The organism is Campylobacter concisus (assembly GCF_002913545.1).
GTDB classification, from domain to species: Bacteria; Campylobacterota; Campylobacteria; order Campylobacterales; family Campylobacteraceae; genus Campylobacter_A; species Campylobacter_A concisus_AV.
On record NZ_PPBR01000041.1, the window covers coordinates 1 to 15,969 of the forward strand.

Here is a 15,969-nt window from a genome sequence, read left to right on the forward strand (position 1 = left end):
TTTAAAATTTTAAAGATATTTGGCTTTGGTAAATTTTACAAACTCTTTGCCACAAAAGATGTGAGCGGCATGAGCAGAGTGATGTATGAAACCCTAAAAAACGTCGTTGATGAGGATTTTACAAAGCTTTTTGCTGACTTTGGGGGCAGGGCTTTTATATTTTGGGGAGAAAATGACAAGGCAACGCCTGTAACAAGCGGCGAGAGCATAGATAGGCTTATCAAAAATAGCTCATTTTTTCCACTCAGTGGCGATCACTTTTTCTTTTTGCTCCACGCTAAATTTATATGTGACGAGATAGAAAAAGGGATAAATTTTGAGCCAAATGAAGCAAAAAATGTCGTGCTAGATGACGATGAGAGCGGGATTGAGGAGATAAGATGAGTATATTTTTAAGCATAAGCACAGTTTTATTTATCTTTGCGCTTGCTTTTTATGTGATCACTTGTTTTCAGTGGTTTTCATATAAGCCTGAGCGTGTGCTCTTTCACTTCACAAAGCCTGCTTGGCACGTCTTTTTCTTCATCGTGCCTTTAGTGCTATTTTACACGACTGGCAAGTGGTTTTTTATCTATTTTTACTTTGCGCTTTTGCCAGCTCTTTATCTTTGGCATAAAAAACTTGATAAAAAGCTAGTCTTTACAGGCAGGATCAAGCACTTTTTTGTGATCCTTGCTTGCGCTATCATCTTAAACTACGCTTTAAATTTCATCATCCACAAGGCGTTTTTGGCTCCTATGCCACTTTTTGTATTGGTCGTGAGCCTATTTTTTAGTGAAATTTTAGAAAAGATCAAATTTCAAGGCTTTAAAAATAAGGCGCTTAAAAAACTTGGCGCAAACAAAGAGCTAAAGATCATCCTAATCACCGCAAGCTACGGCAAAACGAGTATCAAAAATTTCCTATTTGAAATTTTAAAAGATAGCTTTGTCTGCTACAAAACGCCTCGCAGCGTAAATACAATGGCTGGCATCATCAAAGACATCAACGAAAATTTAAGCGAGCAAACGCAAATTTACATCGCTGAAGCAGGCGCTAGGCTAAAGGGCGACATCCTAGAGATCACTAAATTTCTAAATCCACAAATCGTCATCGTTGGCGAGATCGGCGCGCAACACATCGAGTACTTTAAAACGCTTGATAATATCCGCGCGACAAAGCTCGAGGCGTTGCAAAGCGCTCGCTTGCAAAGGGCATTTTTACATAGCTCGACAAAAAAAGAGCCAAGCCAAAATATAGAAATTTACGATGAGAACCTAAAAGATATAAACGCAAATTTAGATGGAATTTCATTTACGCTTGATGGCAAAAACTACGCCTCGCCGCTACTTGGCAAATTTAACGCTACAAATTTAGCCGTTTGCGTCAAGGTGGCAAGATATCTAAAAATGAGCGATGAAGCGATAGATAGTGCGCTATCTAAGATGAAAAACGTCGAGCACCGCCTAAGCAAGATCGAGGCTGGCGGCAAGCTGATAATAGATGACAGCTTTAATGGAAATTTCTCAGGCATGAGCGCTAGCTACGAGCTAGTAAGCACCTACGCTGGTAGAAAAGTGCTGCTAACGCCTGGTATCGTTGAGAGCGATGCTGAGCAAAATGCAAATTTAGCCAAGGTGATAAATGAAATTTTCGACCTCGTCATCATCACAAGCTCGCTAAACGCCCAAACTCTGCTAAAACATATCGTAAAGCCAAAGATCATCATCTTAAAGGACAAGAACAAAATGCAAGAAATTTTAGCCCAAAACACGCACGCTGGCGATCTTATACTATTTTCAAACGACGCACCGAGTTTTATATGAAAAAGATAGTTTTTTTAGCTCTAATCTTAAGCTTAGCCTCAGGCTTTGACATCGATGACTACGACAGGGGCAATGAGGCTAGAAATGCTGGAGACTACGCAACTGCGTATGAAATTTTTTACGATGGTTGCGAGCAAAAAGATGTGCTTTCATGCGAGGCTTTGGGCGATATGTTTGTAAATGAAGAGATAAACGAGCAGATGGATAGTGATCTAAAAAAGCACTCAAATATCGAGCTTGGAGTGAGTTATTTTATGAAAAGCTGCGACCTTGGATATCAAAATGCTTGTGATGACGTTATTAGCCTAAAAGACGATCTAAACATCACCTTGCCATCTGGCGTATACGAAAATGCTAAGGCTAGGTATGATGAGCTTTTTGAAGAGTTTAAAGAGCAAGAGGCGAATAAAACGGTAGAAGAGCCAAAAGAGGGGGCTAAAAAGTAAAATTTAAAGCTTTTAAATTTGGCTTTGTAATGTTAAATTTAGGCAAGTCTAAATAATGGCTACCTTCAAAACATGCTCTTTTAGCCCGCTTGGTATCTCGCTATTTTCAAACGCCATTAGCTCGCTCACTCTTAAGACATAAAAGTCTTGCAAGCTTCTATTAGCAGACTTCTCAAGCTTTTTTGCTAGCGTGTCAAAGATATAAAACTCGGCCTCGTTGCTAGCTAGTAAAAAATCAGCCCCACTATCAAATGCAGCAAAAACTATCTTACTAGCAAGCTTATATGCTAGCTCCTCATCAGCCTTTATCTGTCTTTTATGGCTATCTTAAACTCTTTAAATTTACTGACTTTTTCTATCTTTTCAAGCTCGTTTTCATATTTTGGCGCAGCTTTTACGCCTAAAATTTCTTTGAAAAATCTAATCGCCTCACTGTAAATTTCGCTACCTTCAAAGAGCAAGTCATTAAAATGCCTAGTATTTTGCCGCCTTTATGAAGGTGGCTCATTTAAAATAGTTGTAAAGACAGCCACATTTTGCGTTAAAGCTACGCATTTTTTTATATAAGTAGGGTAAATTTATACCGCAGGGCAAAGTGATATTTAGGCTTGCTTCGCCTGTGAATTTTAAAATTTTTCTAAATTTTGCTTTCTCACGGCGCTACTGGTTAGAAAGATAGGCAATCATCAAATGGTTGCGACAACGCCAAAAATGCCAACTATAAAACTATTTGCCCAGATTAGTCTAAAGGCATTTTGCAGATCTTTGGTAGTGGTGTTTGTAACTGCGTCAAGTGTCGCACCGGCTATGACTATAAAAAGGATGGCGTGAGCTAGAAAAATGGCTAGTTTTAGCGCTCCAAGCCAAATTTACCTCGTTATAAAGTTGAGAGTGCATAGGCGTTTGCCTTTGGGTTGCTTGGGCTTTAAGCTAAATTTGTCCCGTCATAAAGCGGTTTATATCAAGCACACCAAAGATGAAGCTTCTCACCCAAAAGACAAAGATAGGCGACTTTAAATTTAAGATAGCTATCTACCAGCTTATCAAGCCTTTTAGCATCAAATTTTTAGTATTTTTAGCAGAGCAAAGTCCTTTGGTAGCTTGCTTTGCGGTGGTAAAATGATAAATTTGCGTTTTTCTCGCTATTAATGAGTAAATTTTGATTTAAATTTACTCATTTGCCAAGTCCTCAGCCACTTTTGCGGCTAGTTTTAGCTTGTCGCTATCAAAGTGCGTGTAAATTCGCGAGGTATTTAGGCTTGCATGTCCAAGGGCTTCTTGCACTAGCACAAGGTCTTTTTGCTTTTTATAAAGCATAGTTGCAAATGTGTGGCGCAGCATGTGAGCGCCGTTTTTCTCTTTTCTGATGCCTGCTTTAAATAAAATTTGCTCCACGATACGGCTAACATAAGCTTGCGTGAGCCTCGTGCCTTTTTTATTTATAAAAAGGTAGCCCTCTTTGTTGATGTAGTTTATGGCGATTGCGTTTAGATGAGCTTCGATTAGGTGACGCTTTATCATTACTATGCGGTATTTGTTGCCTTTGCCACGGATCCTGATGATAAAAAGATCGCCATCTTCAGTGATATCTTTTCTCTTTAAATTTAGCGCCTCGCTCACACGAATGCCAGTAAAGATGATGATTTTTATGATGAGCTTGTTGCGGTTTGAGTTTTGCTTAAAGTCGCTCTGCTCGATCGCATCAAGAAATTTCTTGATCTCCTCCTCGCCCATAAATTCAGGCAGCTTTTGCCCTTTGTTGCCACTAACACCGCCCCAGTTTTTTAAATTTATATCAAAAACATGAGCCTTGCCGTCCTCTTCGTTTTGTTTGTCTAAAAATGCAAAGAAATTTATCACTGAAATTCTGTAGTTTTTCTTGCTCGCATCACTTAGTCCGCCAGTGGTGCTTGCTAGAATTTCACTTAGCAACTCTTCATCGATCTGCTTTAGACTGCTAAGCTCATAAAATTTCATCGTCTCATATATCTTTTTAAGCGGGTTAAAGTAGGTATTTATACCAGTTAGTCCTGCATTTCTAGCGCTTTTTACCAGCCCATCAAGCTGCTCTATATTTTTTATATCGCGGCTTAGGGCGAAATTTACACTTGCAAGCGCCTTTGGATCTCTTAGCTCTTTGTTTGAAAGCGAGCTAAGCTTAAATTTGACATATCTTGTGAGCCAAAATATAAATGAGCTATCAAAACTATCTTTGCAGTCAAGTGGAAATTTCATGCTTAAAGCGTTCTCTCTTTTATCACTCTAGCTGTCTCTATGGCGATCTCTAGCTCTTCGTTGGTTGGGATGATGAGCGTTTTTATCTTTGCCCCTTCTTCATCTATGCACCTCTCGCCTCGCTTGTCAGAGAAATTTAGCTCGTGGTTGATGTGGATACCAAGATGTTTTAGATCATCACAAATTTTTTGCCTTGTGTTTGGCGCATTTTCGCCGATACCGCCAGTGAATATGAGCGCATCAACACGCCCTAAAATGGCGTAGTATGAGCCGATATACTTTTTCACTCGGTAGCAAAACATCTCAAACGCAAGCTTTGCGCGCTCGTCGTTTTGCATCTTGGCTACGACCTCTCTCATGTCGCTTGAGCCACAAATTCCAAAAAGTCCGCTCTTTTTGTTTAAGAAGTTATCGATCTCGTTCCACTTTAAAACGCCGATATTTAGCAAATAGATGACCACGGCTGGGTCCATATCGCCGCTTCTTGTGCCCATTATGAGCCCTTCAAGCGGACTAAGTCCCATCGAGGTGTCGATACTTTTACCATTTTGCACAGCACAAGCTGAGGCGCCGTTGCCTAAGTGAAGCGAGATGGCGTTAAATTTATCAAACTCTATGCCAAGCATTTTAGCAGCTTGTTTGCAGACATATCTGTGCGAAGTGCCGTGAAAGCCATATTTTCTGATGTGATGAGTCTTGCAAACGTCGTAGGGTAGGGCGTAGCGGTAGGCGTACTCTGGCATGCTTTGATGAAACACAGTGTCAAAAACGACCACGTGAGGCACGTTTTTGCTCTCTTTCATCGCATTTTTGATGCCAGCAAGGTGCCCTGGGTTGTGAAGAGGGGCAAGTGGGCTTATCTCCTCGATCTTTTTGATAACGCTCTCATCAACGATCATCGAGCTAAAAAAGCTCTCGCCGCCATGCACTATCCTGTGTCCGATGCCGTCAAGCTCGCTTAGATCGTGCAGCGTATGCGAGGTGGTAAAGAGTTCGTTCATCGCTTCAAGTCCGTCGTGGTGGTCTTTTATGAAGCGTTTTATCTCATAAACTTCGCCATTTGCCTTTAACACCGCCCTTGAGCTAGAGCTGCCGATTTGCTCGACTAGACCGCTTGCTAGGCTTGTTTTTGTCTGCATTTCAAAAAGTTGAAATTTTATCGAGCTGCTACCTGAGTTTAAAACTAAAATTCTCATATCACTCTCCTTCTTGTATCGCGCTTATTAAGATGGTATTTACGACGTCTTCGACGAGGCAGCCGCGGCTTAGGTCATTTACTGGCTTTTTTAGCCCTTGAAGTATCGGGCCCACAGCTAGGGCGTTTGCACTTCGCTGAACTGCTTTGTAGCAGATGTTTCCGCAGTTTAAATTTGGGAAGATAAAGACATTTGCCCGCCCAGCGACATCGGAATTTGGCATCTTTTTGCTAGCCACGCTTAGATCAACCGCCGCGTCAAACTGAATTGGCGCTGCGATCTTTAAATTCGCATCAAGCTCGCTTGCTTTTTTGGCAGCCTCTTTTACAAACTCAACATCAGCCCCACTACCACTATCAGCTGTTGAGTAGCTTAGCATGGCGATCTTTGGGCTAAGTCCAAAGGCACTTGCTGTTTGAGCGCTACTTAGCGTGATGCTAGCTAGCTCGTCCGCGCTTGGGTTTGGCGTGACAGCGCAGTCTGCAAAGAGTAAAATTTCTTCTTCAAGCGCCATGAAAAATGCCCCGCTTACCACACTTACATTTGGCTTTGTTTTTATGATCTGCAAAGCTGGGCGGATCGTATCAGCCGTGCTCATCGTAGCGCCACTTACCAAAGCATCAGCCATGCCTTCATGTATTAGCATCGTGGCAAAGTAAATTTTATCTTTTGCAAGCGCGTTTGCCTTGGCTTCATCCACGCCTTTATGTTTTCTTAGCTCATAAATTTTATTTGCAAATTCATCTGTTAGCTCATTTTGCGCAGGGTTTAGCACCTTTGCTTTGCTTAAATTTAGCCCCAAAGTGGCTGCTTTTTTTGAAATTTCACTCTCAAGCCCTAGCAAGATGATATTTACCGCACCTTTTTCTAGCACGATGTGAGCTGCTTTTAAAATTCTCTCATCATCACTTTCAGGCAAAACGACTGTCTTGCTTGCCGCTTTGGCTCTTTTTAGAAGCAGACTTTGAAATTTAAACGGCGTGATGATCTCGTGCTTGTAGCTTAAAATTTCATCAAATTTATCAGTTATTAGAAGCTTTGAGTTTAAATTTAGCACCCTTAGCTCGCTTGCGTTTTTGTCAAAGACTGGAGCGTTTAAATTTCTAGCTAGTTTTAAATTTAGCTCGCTTTTGCCAAAGACGCTAAAGCCCTCACAGCCAACGACTATGACGAAGTCGCTTTTAGCCTTTATCTCTTCAAATTTATCTATAAATTTTAAAAAAAACTTCTTTTCATTTAAATTTATTAGATTTTTTTTGTCATTTTCGTCTGGAGTTATCTTAAAGATCTCAACTTTTTTGAATTTTGTAGCTATAATTTCCTGCAAATATGCTAGATTTTTGTCTGAAAAAATGTAACAACTTTTCATTTGTGACCTTTTTGGGAACTTAAATTGCTTAATCTTAGCACAAAGATACTTATTTTAAGGCATTTTATGAACTATAAAAAGATTTGGCTCGTCACATTTGCGGGCATTTTTTACACAGGTTGCACCCCAAGTGCAGATCCTCATATCAATATGAAACCTCCAGTTTATGTCGAGCAACTCCCTTCAAAAGATAGTGGCAGCGGTCAAAGCAACGCCGGCAGTCTCTTTGGCAAGGGCGAAAACCCTCTTTTTTCAGATAGAAAAGCGATGAATGTAAATGACATCGTAACCATCGTCATCTCAGAAAACGCAAGTCAAATTTCAAGCGGTAGCAAAAGCACCAACAAAGATAGCACCATTTCGCTTGGCGGAGGCGTTTTCACAGCTGGGGCTGCACCGCTCTCAACCGTGGCTGATAATCTAAACAAATACGGTGACATCGGCTTTAAAGCAGGTGGTGGCAATAAATTTACAGGTAGTGGCACTAGCAACAGGAGCGAGAAATTTACCGCAACCATCTCAGCTAGGATCATCAAGATCTTAAACAACGGCAACTACTTCATCGAGGGCAGCCGCGAGCTACTCATAAACGGCGAAAAACAGATCATGCAAGTAAGTGGCGTCATCAGACCTTACGACATCTCGCAAAACAACGAAATCGACTCAAAATACATAGCTGACGCCAAAATTTTGTATAAAACTGAGGGCGAGCTAGACAAATCAACCAAAAAACCTTGGGGCACAAGGCTTATGGAGGCTATCTGGCCATTTTAATGCAAATTTAAAAGCCTAAATTTAACCCGTTTAGGCTTTTAAAAATTTATATTTCAAAGCCCTTTATTCTTAAATATACTAAATTATATTTTTTAAAAATTATTAAAAATTTAATTGATATTTACTTTCAGAACAATAAAATTTTTGCCATATCATTTCTCAAAATGGGATAAATTCTCACTAAATATTATTTTTTAGCATATTTTAGGACTATTGATAACAAGGCATTTAAAAATTTAGACTTTAAAATTTATTTAAATATAATTATTAATGAAATAAAATAATATTTCTCTTTTCAAAAAAAGATAATATACAAAATAAATAAATTTCTAATGAAGGAGCTTATATGAATAATGACTTGCGTCAAAAGATCAATAGACGCTTAAGCGAACTTAGTGCATTGCCTAAGATGAAAAATGACACTAGTATTGCGCAGCTTTTAAAAGATAAGGGCTTTACTAGGCGTGATTTTATGAAGTGGGCTGGTGCGATGACAGCTTTTATGGCATTGCCAAGCGCGATGACACCGATGGTTGCTCGTGCTGCTGAGCTAAGCGATAGGCTCCCTGTGATATGGCTTCACATGGCAGAATGCACTGGCTGTAGCGAGGGCTTGCTAAGAACTGACGCTCCAAGCATAGATAGCCTTATATTTGACTATATAAGCCTTGAATACCACGAAACTATCATGGCGGCTGCTGGCTGGCAGGCTGAAGAAAATTTAGAGCATGCGATAGAAAAATATAAAGGCAGATATATCTTGCTAGTTGAGGGTGGTGTCCCAACTGGAGCAACTGAACACTTTTTAACAGTCGGACCTCATGGCACAAGCGGCAAAACTCACGCTGTAAATGCCTCTGCTAACGCAGCTGCTATCTTTGCTATTGGCACCTGTTCTAGCTTTGGCGGTATCCAAGCAGCTAAGCCAAATCCAACAAATTCAGTCGGTCTTTCAAAGGTGACTGATAAGCCAGTCATAAACGTGCCAGGCTGTCCTCCAAGCGAGAAAAACATCGTTGGCAACGTGCTTCACTACTTGCTATTTGGTACCTTGCCTGCACTTGATGTTTATAACAGACCAAAATGGGCTTATGGCTTAAGAATTCACGATCTTTGCGAGAGACGTGGCCACTTTGATGCAGGCGAGTTTGTCCAAAGCTTTGGCGACGAGGGCGCAAAAAATGGCTACTGCTTATATAAAGTAGGCTGTAAAGGTCCATATACATTTAATAACTGCTCACGCGAGAGATTTAACCAGCACACATCATGGCCAGTTCAAGCAGGTCACGGCTGTATAGGCTGCTCAGAGCCAGACTTCTGGGATACGATGGGGCCGTTTGAAGAGCCTATGGCTGATAGGCTGTTTGACACTGTTTTAGGGCTTGGCGCTGATAATGTAAGTGATAAAATAGGCATTGGAATTTTAGCTCTAGCTGGTGTTGGTATAGCGGCTCACGCTGCACTAGCTTGTATGAGTAAAGATAAAGAATAAGGCGAAAAAATGAGTGAAAAAAGAATAGTAATAGACCCTATAACACGTATCGAAGGGCACTTAAGAATCGAAGTCGTAGTCGATGAAAACAACGTTGTAAAAGAGGCTTACTCTGGCTCAACTCTTTGGAGGGGCTTAGAGCAGATAGTAAAAAACAGAGACCCAAGAGATGCTGGCTTTTTCATGCAAAGAATTTGTGGCGTTTGCACATACTCACACTACCGAGCAGGCATAGTAGCAGTTGAGGACGCCCTTGGCATCAAGCCTCCGCTAAATGCTGAGCTAACTAGAACGCTCATGAACGCAGCTTTATATCTTCACGACCACATCGTGCACTTTTATCAGCTCCACGGCATGGACTGGGCGGACGTCGTCTCTGCACTAAGCGCTGATGTACATAAAGCTAGAGAGGAGGCGTTTAAATACACTAATCTGCCATTTGCAACAGGCGCAGACAAACTAAAAGAGGTAAAAGAGAGAGTTGAAGCCTTTGTTAAAAAGGGCAACCTTGGACCATTTGCCAACGCATACTGGGGACATAGCACATATAAATTTACGCCAGAGCAAAACTTAATCGTCCTCTCACACTACTTAGAGTGCTTAAGGATCCAAAGAACAGCAGCTCAGATGATGGCTATCTTTGGCGCAAAAAACCCACACCCACAAAGCCTAACAGTTGGTGGCGTGACCTGCGTGATGGACCTTATGGATCCAGCTAGAATGGGCGAATATATGAGCAAATTTGCTGAGATCAAAGAATTTGTTGATAGAGCTTACTATCCAGATATTTTGATGGCTGCTAAGGCTTATGCAAACGAACCAAGCGTTCTAAACGACGTTGGCGTATCAAATTTACTTTGCTACGATGAGTTTTTGATCGGCAAAAATGATCATCTATTTAAAGGCGGTATCATCTTAAATAGCGATCTTAGCAAGGTTTATGACATAGACGAAGACAAGATCACAGAAGAGGCGACAAGAGCTTGGTATAAAAATGACAAAGCACTTCACCCTTATGATGGTGAGACAGAGGCAAACTATACAGGCCTTGTTGATGGCGAGAGCATAGACGGCGAGGGCAAGCTAGCTCATAGCAAGCTTTTTGACACAAAGGGCAAATATAGCTGGATCAAAGCGCCAAGATATGACGGCATGCCTATGCAAGTAGGACCGATCGCAAGCATCGTCATAAACTACGCTAAAGGCAACGAGAGAGTTAAAAAAGTAGTCGATGAGTTTTTAGCAAAGAGTGGCTTACCACTAAGCGCAGTCTTTTCAACTCTAGGCAGAACCGCTGCTCGTATGCTTGAAGCAAAAGTGGTCGCAGAGCACACGATGGACGCATTTAATGCCTTGATCGAAAATTTAAAGACAGATCAAGAGACCTGCACAAAATATGTAATAGATAACAAAAAAGAATATAAAGGAAATTTTCAAGGCAACGCTCCAAGAGGCGCGCTAAGCCACTGGTGCCGCATAAAAGATGGCGTCATCTCAAACTGGCAAGCAGTAGTGCCAAGCACTTGGAACGCCTCTCCAAAAGATGCCAAAGGTCAAATGGGCAGCTACGAGGCGTGCTTAGTTGGTATGAAGATCGCTGATCTTTCAAAACCACTTGAGATAATACGAAAAATTCACTCTTACGACCCTTGCATCGCGTGTGCCGTGCATGTTATGGACACGAAGGGAAATGATTTGAGTACTTATAAGATAAATCCAAATTTGTAAGGAGAAAAGATGTCACATAAAAATCCTGACAGGATCAGCGAATACGAATTCTCCATCGGCGTTAGGCTGACACACTGGATTAGATTTATAGCTATCACGCTTTTGGTTGTGAGCGGCTACTACATCTCTTATGTCTTTATGAGCCCAGAGATCACGAGCGAGCCTACAAATTTCATGCAAGCAAAGTGGCGTTTGGCGCACCAGGTCGCTGGCTTTGTGCTAATAGCGGTATTTATCTTTAAATTCTATCTATTTGTCTTTGATAAACACAGCAAAAAAGAGTGGATGAGCGTGCTTGACTTTTTAAGTCCAAAAGTTTGGATCGCACAGATAAAGTACTACATCTTTATGGGACCGCACCCGCATTTAAGGGGCGTTTATAACCCATTGCAGTTTGCCTCATACTTTTTCTTTTACGTCATCTTAGCGCTCATTTGCCTAACTGGCCTAGTGCTTTACGCTCATGTTTATCACAACGGACTTGGCGGAGCGATCTACGAGCCAGCGAGATACTTTGAAGAGCTTATGGGCGGACTAGCAAATGTTAGAACGATACATAGAATTTGTATGTGGATCATCATGATATTTGTGCCTATTCACGTTTATATGGCGATATTTAACGCCGTTAAAGGCAAAAATGGAGCGATGGACGCCATCGTTAGTGGCTATAAATTTGTAAAAGAACACTGATGAGAGTGCTGGTTCTTGGCATTGGCAACGTGATGTTTGCTGATGAGGGCATAGGTGTTCATTTTGTAAATTTGATGGCTAAAAACTATAAATTTACAAGTTCTAAAAACGAGCTTACTCTAATGGACGGGGGCACTTTAGCCCTCGCTCTAACTCACATAATAAGCGAATTTGACTATCTTATCGTCGTTGATTGCATTAGCGCAAATGGCGCAAGCGTGGGCGATGTTTATTTTTTTGATTTTCTAAACGTACCAAATTTTATCAGCTGGGACGGCTCGGCTCACGAGATCGAGATGCTTCAAACCCTTCATCTAATGGAGCTTGCAGGCGATAGACCGATAACCAAAATCCTAGGCATCGTGCCTAGCCGCATAGAGTCATCAAATTTTAGCCTCTCAGATGAAGTGATTAAAGCTTCTAATATCCTAGAAAAAACGCTGCTTGATCACTTAAAAGAGCTTGATTTTAAGTGTGAAAAGGTAGCAAATTTCACCCTAAATGACACCCTCGATGACTACGCCAAAAAAGGTTTAAAATGATACTTGCTTTTAAATTTGACTGCTTTAAAGAGCCAGCATTTTTGGCGCCATTTTTACGCTCATTAGCTGGGGAGCTTAAGCACTCTATAAGCTGTAAAAATGATCAAATTTCCCTAAAAGTAAGTGGCTCTGCCAATGAGCTTAGCGCCATAGCAGATAGAGCAAGCGCCATTTTGCCTTATAGCCTTTTTATAAAGCATAGCGAGGTTGATGTGGCAGATGAGCTTGACGTGGCAGATGAGATTAAAAAGATAAAATTTGGCACGCTTAGTCCGTCTCAAGCGGCGGCATTTTTGGCTAATGGCAAGGCTATTTTAAATGAAAGCGGCGTGCTCTCTTTGAGTAAATTTGATGGCGAGATAACGCTTGATAATTTTAATGAAAAGCAAAAAACCTGCCTAAATTTATTAAAAAATGGTAAGGGCGTTTGCATAGAGCAAGATGAAAATTTATATGAAATTTCTCTTGGGGTAAAATTTGATGCAAATTTCTTGATGCCTGTAAATTTAAAAGAGCTACCTAAAATTTTTATAGCCGATGATAGGGCGCAGATCGCGCTTGCTAGCTTTGAAAAGCCACTTTTAGCGCTAAAGACGACAGCCATTTATAGGCAAAACCACGAGGACGCACCGCTATTTTTTGACGTGATGGCGCCAAATGACCTTTTTCTTTACGCCCTTTGCGAGCAGCTAAACAAAGAGGGCTTTAGCTTTTTAAGCGTTTCTGTAAAGGAGCAAAAAAACGCTCTTTCAAGGCTTGCTTTGCTTGAAAATAGCGCGCTTTTAAGCCCATTTTTTTATACAAAAGATGAGGAATTTGAGCTTAGTTATTTGGGCGAAGTGGCTTTGGGGCTAAAATTTAGCAAATTTAGCGATGATGAAATTTGCCTGCTTTCAAAATCAAGCAAAACGCAGCTTCTATTTTTACCAAAATTTAGCAGCTTTGAAGAAATTTATGAGCTCATAAGAGCTGATGAGAGCGGCGAAAGACTACTTGAAAACTTCAGTAAAGAGAGCGCCCTGCCAAGTGGTAAATTTAGCTTAAATGCTAGCTTTTTCTCGCTATTTTGCATAGCTGGACGCTTGCTTGGTTTAAGCAGTGACTTTAAAAAAGCAGGGGAGAATTTACTCCTTATGGCAAGCGATTTTAGCGGTCAAAAGGGCGTTAGGATAGATTATAAAATGAAAGATGACTTTGGTTTAGACGGTGTTAAGTTTGTAAAAAGTATCATTTCATTTATCCTTGCTGGCACTGGAGAGAAGAATATCAGCTTTGGTTGCACCGAGTCTTTGGCGCATTTTTTGAGCGATTTTAGCTATGAAAAACGAGATAAATTTAACATCAAAAATGTTACTTTAAGCGGGGATTTATTTTATAATAAGGTAGTTAGCAACTTGATAAAAAAGCACCTAAACCCAAATATAAAAACAAATTTTGACCCCGGATTTGGCATTGAGATCAAGCTTTAGATATGAGATCAAAGGTTTAGTTCAAGGCGTTGGTTTTAGACCTTTTGTCTATACTTTAGCGGACAAATTTAAGCTAGTTGGCGAAATTTACAACGATGACGAGGGCGTGAAGCTAAATTTTAGCGGCGAAGAGGCTAGCTTTTTGGCTTTTGAAAAAGAGCTTTATGAGAAGCTGCCAGCCCTTGCTAGGATCGATGAACTGCATAAATTTAAGATAGATAAAATTTACGAAAAACTTGAGATCATCGCTTCAAAGTCGGCTACCAAGCAAGCGCCTATCTTGCCTGATTACGCACTTTGCGATGACTGCTTGCGCGAGTTTTATGACCCCACAAATCCACGCTACAAATACCCATTTATAAACTGCACCAACTGCGGACCGAGATTTTCCATCATCAAAGCATTGCCTTATGACAGGGTAAATACAACGATGAACGAGTTTAAGATGTGTAAATTTTGTGAGAGCGAGTATAAAGACCCACTTAATCGCCGCTACCACGCAGAGCCGATCTCTTGCCCAAACTGCGGGCCAAAACTCTATCTAAAAGATAAATTTGGCAAAGTCTTGGCTAGTAAAAACGAAGCAGCCAAAGAGGCGGCTAAGCTCATAAACGAGGGCAAAATTTTAGCCATTAAGGGGCTTGGTGGCTTTCATCTGGTTTGCGACGCGACAAATGAAGCCGCAGTTTGCGAGCTAAGAGCCAGAAAACACCGCCCAAGCAAGCCCTTTGCTCTGATGAGTAAAAATTTACAAAACGCTAGAGAGATAGCGCAAATTTCAGAGGCGGAGGCGAAGCTTCTTAGCTCAAATTTAAAGCCTATCGTCTTGCTTGAAGCAAAAAACGGCTCAAATATCGCAAAAAGCGTCGCGCCAAATTTAAATAAGCTTGGCGTCATGCTCGCATTTAGCGGCATTCATCTTTTGCTATTTGATTATTTAGAGCACGACATCATCGCAACTAGCGCAAACATCTCAGGCGAGGTTGTGATAAAAGATGAGAGCGAGCTAAGGGAAAAACTAGGTGAGGTTATAGACTTTTACCTTGATCACGACCGAGAAATTTACTCGCCAAGTGACGATAGTATCGCATTTTGCGTTGGCGATGAAGTGATTTTTACAAGGACAAGCCGTGGGCTAAATCCAAATTTCATACATACAAATTTTAAGCAAAAAGGGACATTTTTAGCACTTGGAGCGGAGCTAAAGAGCTCATTTTGCATCTACAAAGACGGACTTTTGATGATCAGTCCATATATCGGCGATCTAAAAAACGTAGCGACTTTTGATAGGTTTAAAGACATTTTCACCCTTTTTGAAACGACTTATGATCTAAAAATAGACAAAGTTATAGCCGATTTGCATCCAAATTTTTTAAATACAAAATGGGCAAAGGATCAGGGCTTTGAGCTAATTCATCTGCAGCATCACTACGCGCATTTGCTAAGTGTCATCTTTGAAAATGATTTGCCAGACAAAGAGTATCTTGGCTTTTGCTTTGACGGTACTGGATATGCAGAGGATGGCAAAATTTGGGGTGGCGAGGTCTTTAGGCTAGATAAAAATAGCTACAAAAGGGTTTATCACTTTGATGAATTTAGCTTATTTGGCGGCGAAAATAGCATAAAAAATATCTACCTCATCGCTTATTCTATTATTTTGAAGTATGAGCTTGAGGACGAGGGGCGTAAATTTTTAGTAAATTTTGATGAAAAGGTGCTTAGAAATTTCAAGATGATGGAGCAAAAGGGGCTAAATTTAGTAAAAACTAGCTCTGTTGGTAGGATATTTGACGCATTTGGTGCGATAATATGTGGCATTTTTAGCTCAAGCTACGAGGGAGAGAGTGGCATGAGGCTTGAGGCGCTTTATGATAAAAATTTAGATGCGTGTTACAAATTTAGCCTAAATGACGGAGTTATCGGCTTTAAAGATGCCTTTAAAAGCGCTTTAAAAGATGAGCCAAGAGTTGCTGCAACGGCATTTATAAATGGCATGGCTGATATTATTTTTGAAATTTCTAAAAATGAGAAAAAAGAGATTTTATTAAGTGGCGGCGTCTTTCAAAATAAGACTTTGCTTGAGCTTATTTACAAAAAATTTACTGAAGCAAATTTGAAATTTTATATCAATAAGAAATTCTGCAGTAACGATTCTAACGTAAATTTAGGGCAAATTTATTATTATTTATCCACATTTTCTAATAAGTGATGTATAATGATTAT

General features: G+C 40.6%; 16 protein-coding genes. 11 read left to right on the forward strand and 5 right to left on the reverse strand.

Annotated features, from left to right (window positions below; all coding sequences use genetic code 11):
* From CYP05_RS02935 to CYP05_RS02945, 3 genes are all read left to right on the forward strand, one after another.
* The coding region (locus CYP05_RS02935; RefSeq protein WP_430747656.1) for an alpha/beta fold hydrolase at window positions 1–384 on the forward strand (384 nt) is incomplete at its 5' end.
* A complete protein-coding gene (locus tag CYP05_RS02940) occupies window positions 381–1,805 on the forward strand; it encodes a Mur ligase family protein (protein WP_103641953.1) in 1,425 nt (474 codons plus the stop codon). The genes CYP05_RS02935 and CYP05_RS02940, both read left to right, overlap by 4 nt.
* Window positions 1,802–2,251 (forward strand): hypothetical protein, encoded by a 450-nt coding sequence (locus tag CYP05_RS02945; RefSeq protein WP_103641954.1) that lies wholly within the window; start codon window positions 1,802–1,804, stop codon window positions 2,249–2,251. The genes CYP05_RS02940 and CYP05_RS02945 overlap by 4 nt, the downstream gene beginning before the upstream one ends.
* Before the next feature lie 48 nt (window positions 2,252–2,299).
* On the opposite strand, the gene CYP05_RS10325 is transcribed toward CYP05_RS02945, so the two are convergent.
* Window positions 2,300–2,560 (reverse strand): hypothetical protein, encoded by a 261-nt coding sequence (locus CYP05_RS10325; protein WP_430747657.1) that lies wholly within the window; start codon window positions 2,558–2,560, stop codon window positions 2,300–2,302.
* Window positions 2,557–2,712, reverse strand: coding sequence for a hypothetical protein (locus tag CYP05_RS09905; RefSeq protein WP_181001159.1), 156 nt, complete (start codon window positions 2,710–2,712; stop codon window positions 2,557–2,559). Before CYP05_RS09905 ends, CYP05_RS10325 begins: the two co-directional genes overlap by 4 nt.
* Before the next feature lie 515 nt (window positions 2,713–3,227).
* Here CYP05_RS09905 and CYP05_RS09910 point away from each other — a divergent pair.
* Window positions 3,228–3,374 (forward strand): hypothetical protein, encoded by a 147-nt coding sequence (locus CYP05_RS09910; RefSeq protein ID WP_181001160.1) that lies wholly within the window; start codon window positions 3,228–3,230, stop codon window positions 3,372–3,374.
* A gap of 47 nt (window positions 3,375–3,421) precedes the next feature.
* On the opposite strand, the gene CYP05_RS02955 is transcribed toward CYP05_RS09910, so the two are convergent.
* The 3 genes from CYP05_RS02955 to pta are packed head-to-tail and all read right to left on the reverse strand — an operon-like array spanning window position 3,422 to window position 7,051.
* Window positions 3,422–4,486 (reverse strand): tyrosine-type recombinase/integrase, encoded by a 1,065-nt coding sequence (locus tag CYP05_RS02955; protein WP_103641955.1) that lies wholly within the window; start codon window positions 4,484–4,486, stop codon window positions 3,422–3,424.
* 2 nt (window positions 4,487–4,488) lie between these two features.
* Window positions 4,489–5,682 (reverse strand): acetate kinase, encoded by a 1,194-nt coding sequence (locus tag CYP05_RS02960; RefSeq protein ID WP_103641956.1) that lies wholly within the window; start codon window positions 5,680–5,682, stop codon window positions 4,489–4,491.
* Between the two features lies 1 nt (window position 5,683).
* Window positions 5,684–7,051 (reverse strand): phosphate acetyltransferase, encoded by a 1,368-nt coding sequence (pta, locus tag CYP05_RS02965; RefSeq protein ID WP_103641957.1) that lies wholly within the window; start codon window positions 7,049–7,051, stop codon window positions 5,684–5,686.
* Between the two features lie 66 nt (window positions 7,052–7,117).
* On the opposite strand from pta, the gene flgH reads away from it, so the two are divergent.
* The 7 genes from flgH to hypF all read left to right on the forward strand — a co-directional run bounded on the left by flgH (window position 7,118) and on the right by hypF (window position 15,955).
* Complete coding sequence (gene flgH, locus CYP05_RS02970) at window positions 7,118–7,825, forward strand: flagellar basal body L-ring protein FlgH (RefSeq protein ID WP_002940928.1); 708 nt, start codon at window positions 7,118–7,120, stop codon at window positions 7,823–7,825.
* A 346-nt stretch (window positions 7,826–8,171) separates the two neighbouring features.
* A complete protein-coding gene (locus CYP05_RS02975) occupies window positions 8,172–9,317 on the forward strand; it encodes a hydrogenase small subunit (RefSeq protein ID WP_021085837.1) in 1,146 nt (381 codons plus the stop codon).
* A 9-nt stretch (window positions 9,318–9,326) separates the two neighbouring features.
* Window positions 9,327–11,045, forward strand: a complete 1,719-nt coding sequence (locus CYP05_RS02980; RefSeq protein ID WP_103641958.1) for a nickel-dependent hydrogenase large subunit — start codon at window positions 9,327–9,329, stop codon at window positions 11,043–11,045.
* Between the two features lie 9 nt (window positions 11,046–11,054).
* A complete protein-coding gene (gene cybH / locus CYP05_RS02985) occupies window positions 11,055–11,735 on the forward strand; it encodes a Ni/Fe-hydrogenase, b-type cytochrome subunit (RefSeq protein WP_021085813.1) in 681 nt (226 codons plus the stop codon).
* The gene (locus CYP05_RS02990; protein ID WP_103641959.1) at window positions 11,735–12,277 is read left to right on the forward strand and encodes a HyaD/HybD family hydrogenase maturation endopeptidase; all 543 of its coding nucleotides are present in this window, start codon (window positions 11,735–11,737) and stop codon (window positions 12,275–12,277) included. The genes cybH and CYP05_RS02990 overlap by 1 nt, the downstream gene beginning before the upstream one ends.
* Window positions 12,274–13,746, forward strand: a complete 1,473-nt coding sequence (locus CYP05_RS02995; protein ID WP_103641960.1) for a hypothetical protein — start codon at window positions 12,274–12,276, stop codon at window positions 13,744–13,746. Before CYP05_RS02990 ends, CYP05_RS02995 begins: the two co-directional genes overlap by 4 nt.
* On the forward strand, window positions 13,730–15,955 hold the full coding sequence (hypF, locus tag CYP05_RS03000) for a carbamoyltransferase HypF (RefSeq protein WP_103641961.1): 2,226 nt from the start codon (window positions 13,730–13,732) through the stop codon (window positions 15,953–15,955). Before CYP05_RS02995 ends, hypF begins: the two co-directional genes overlap by 17 nt.
* The last annotated feature ends 14 nt before the right edge of the window (window positions 15,956–15,969 follow it).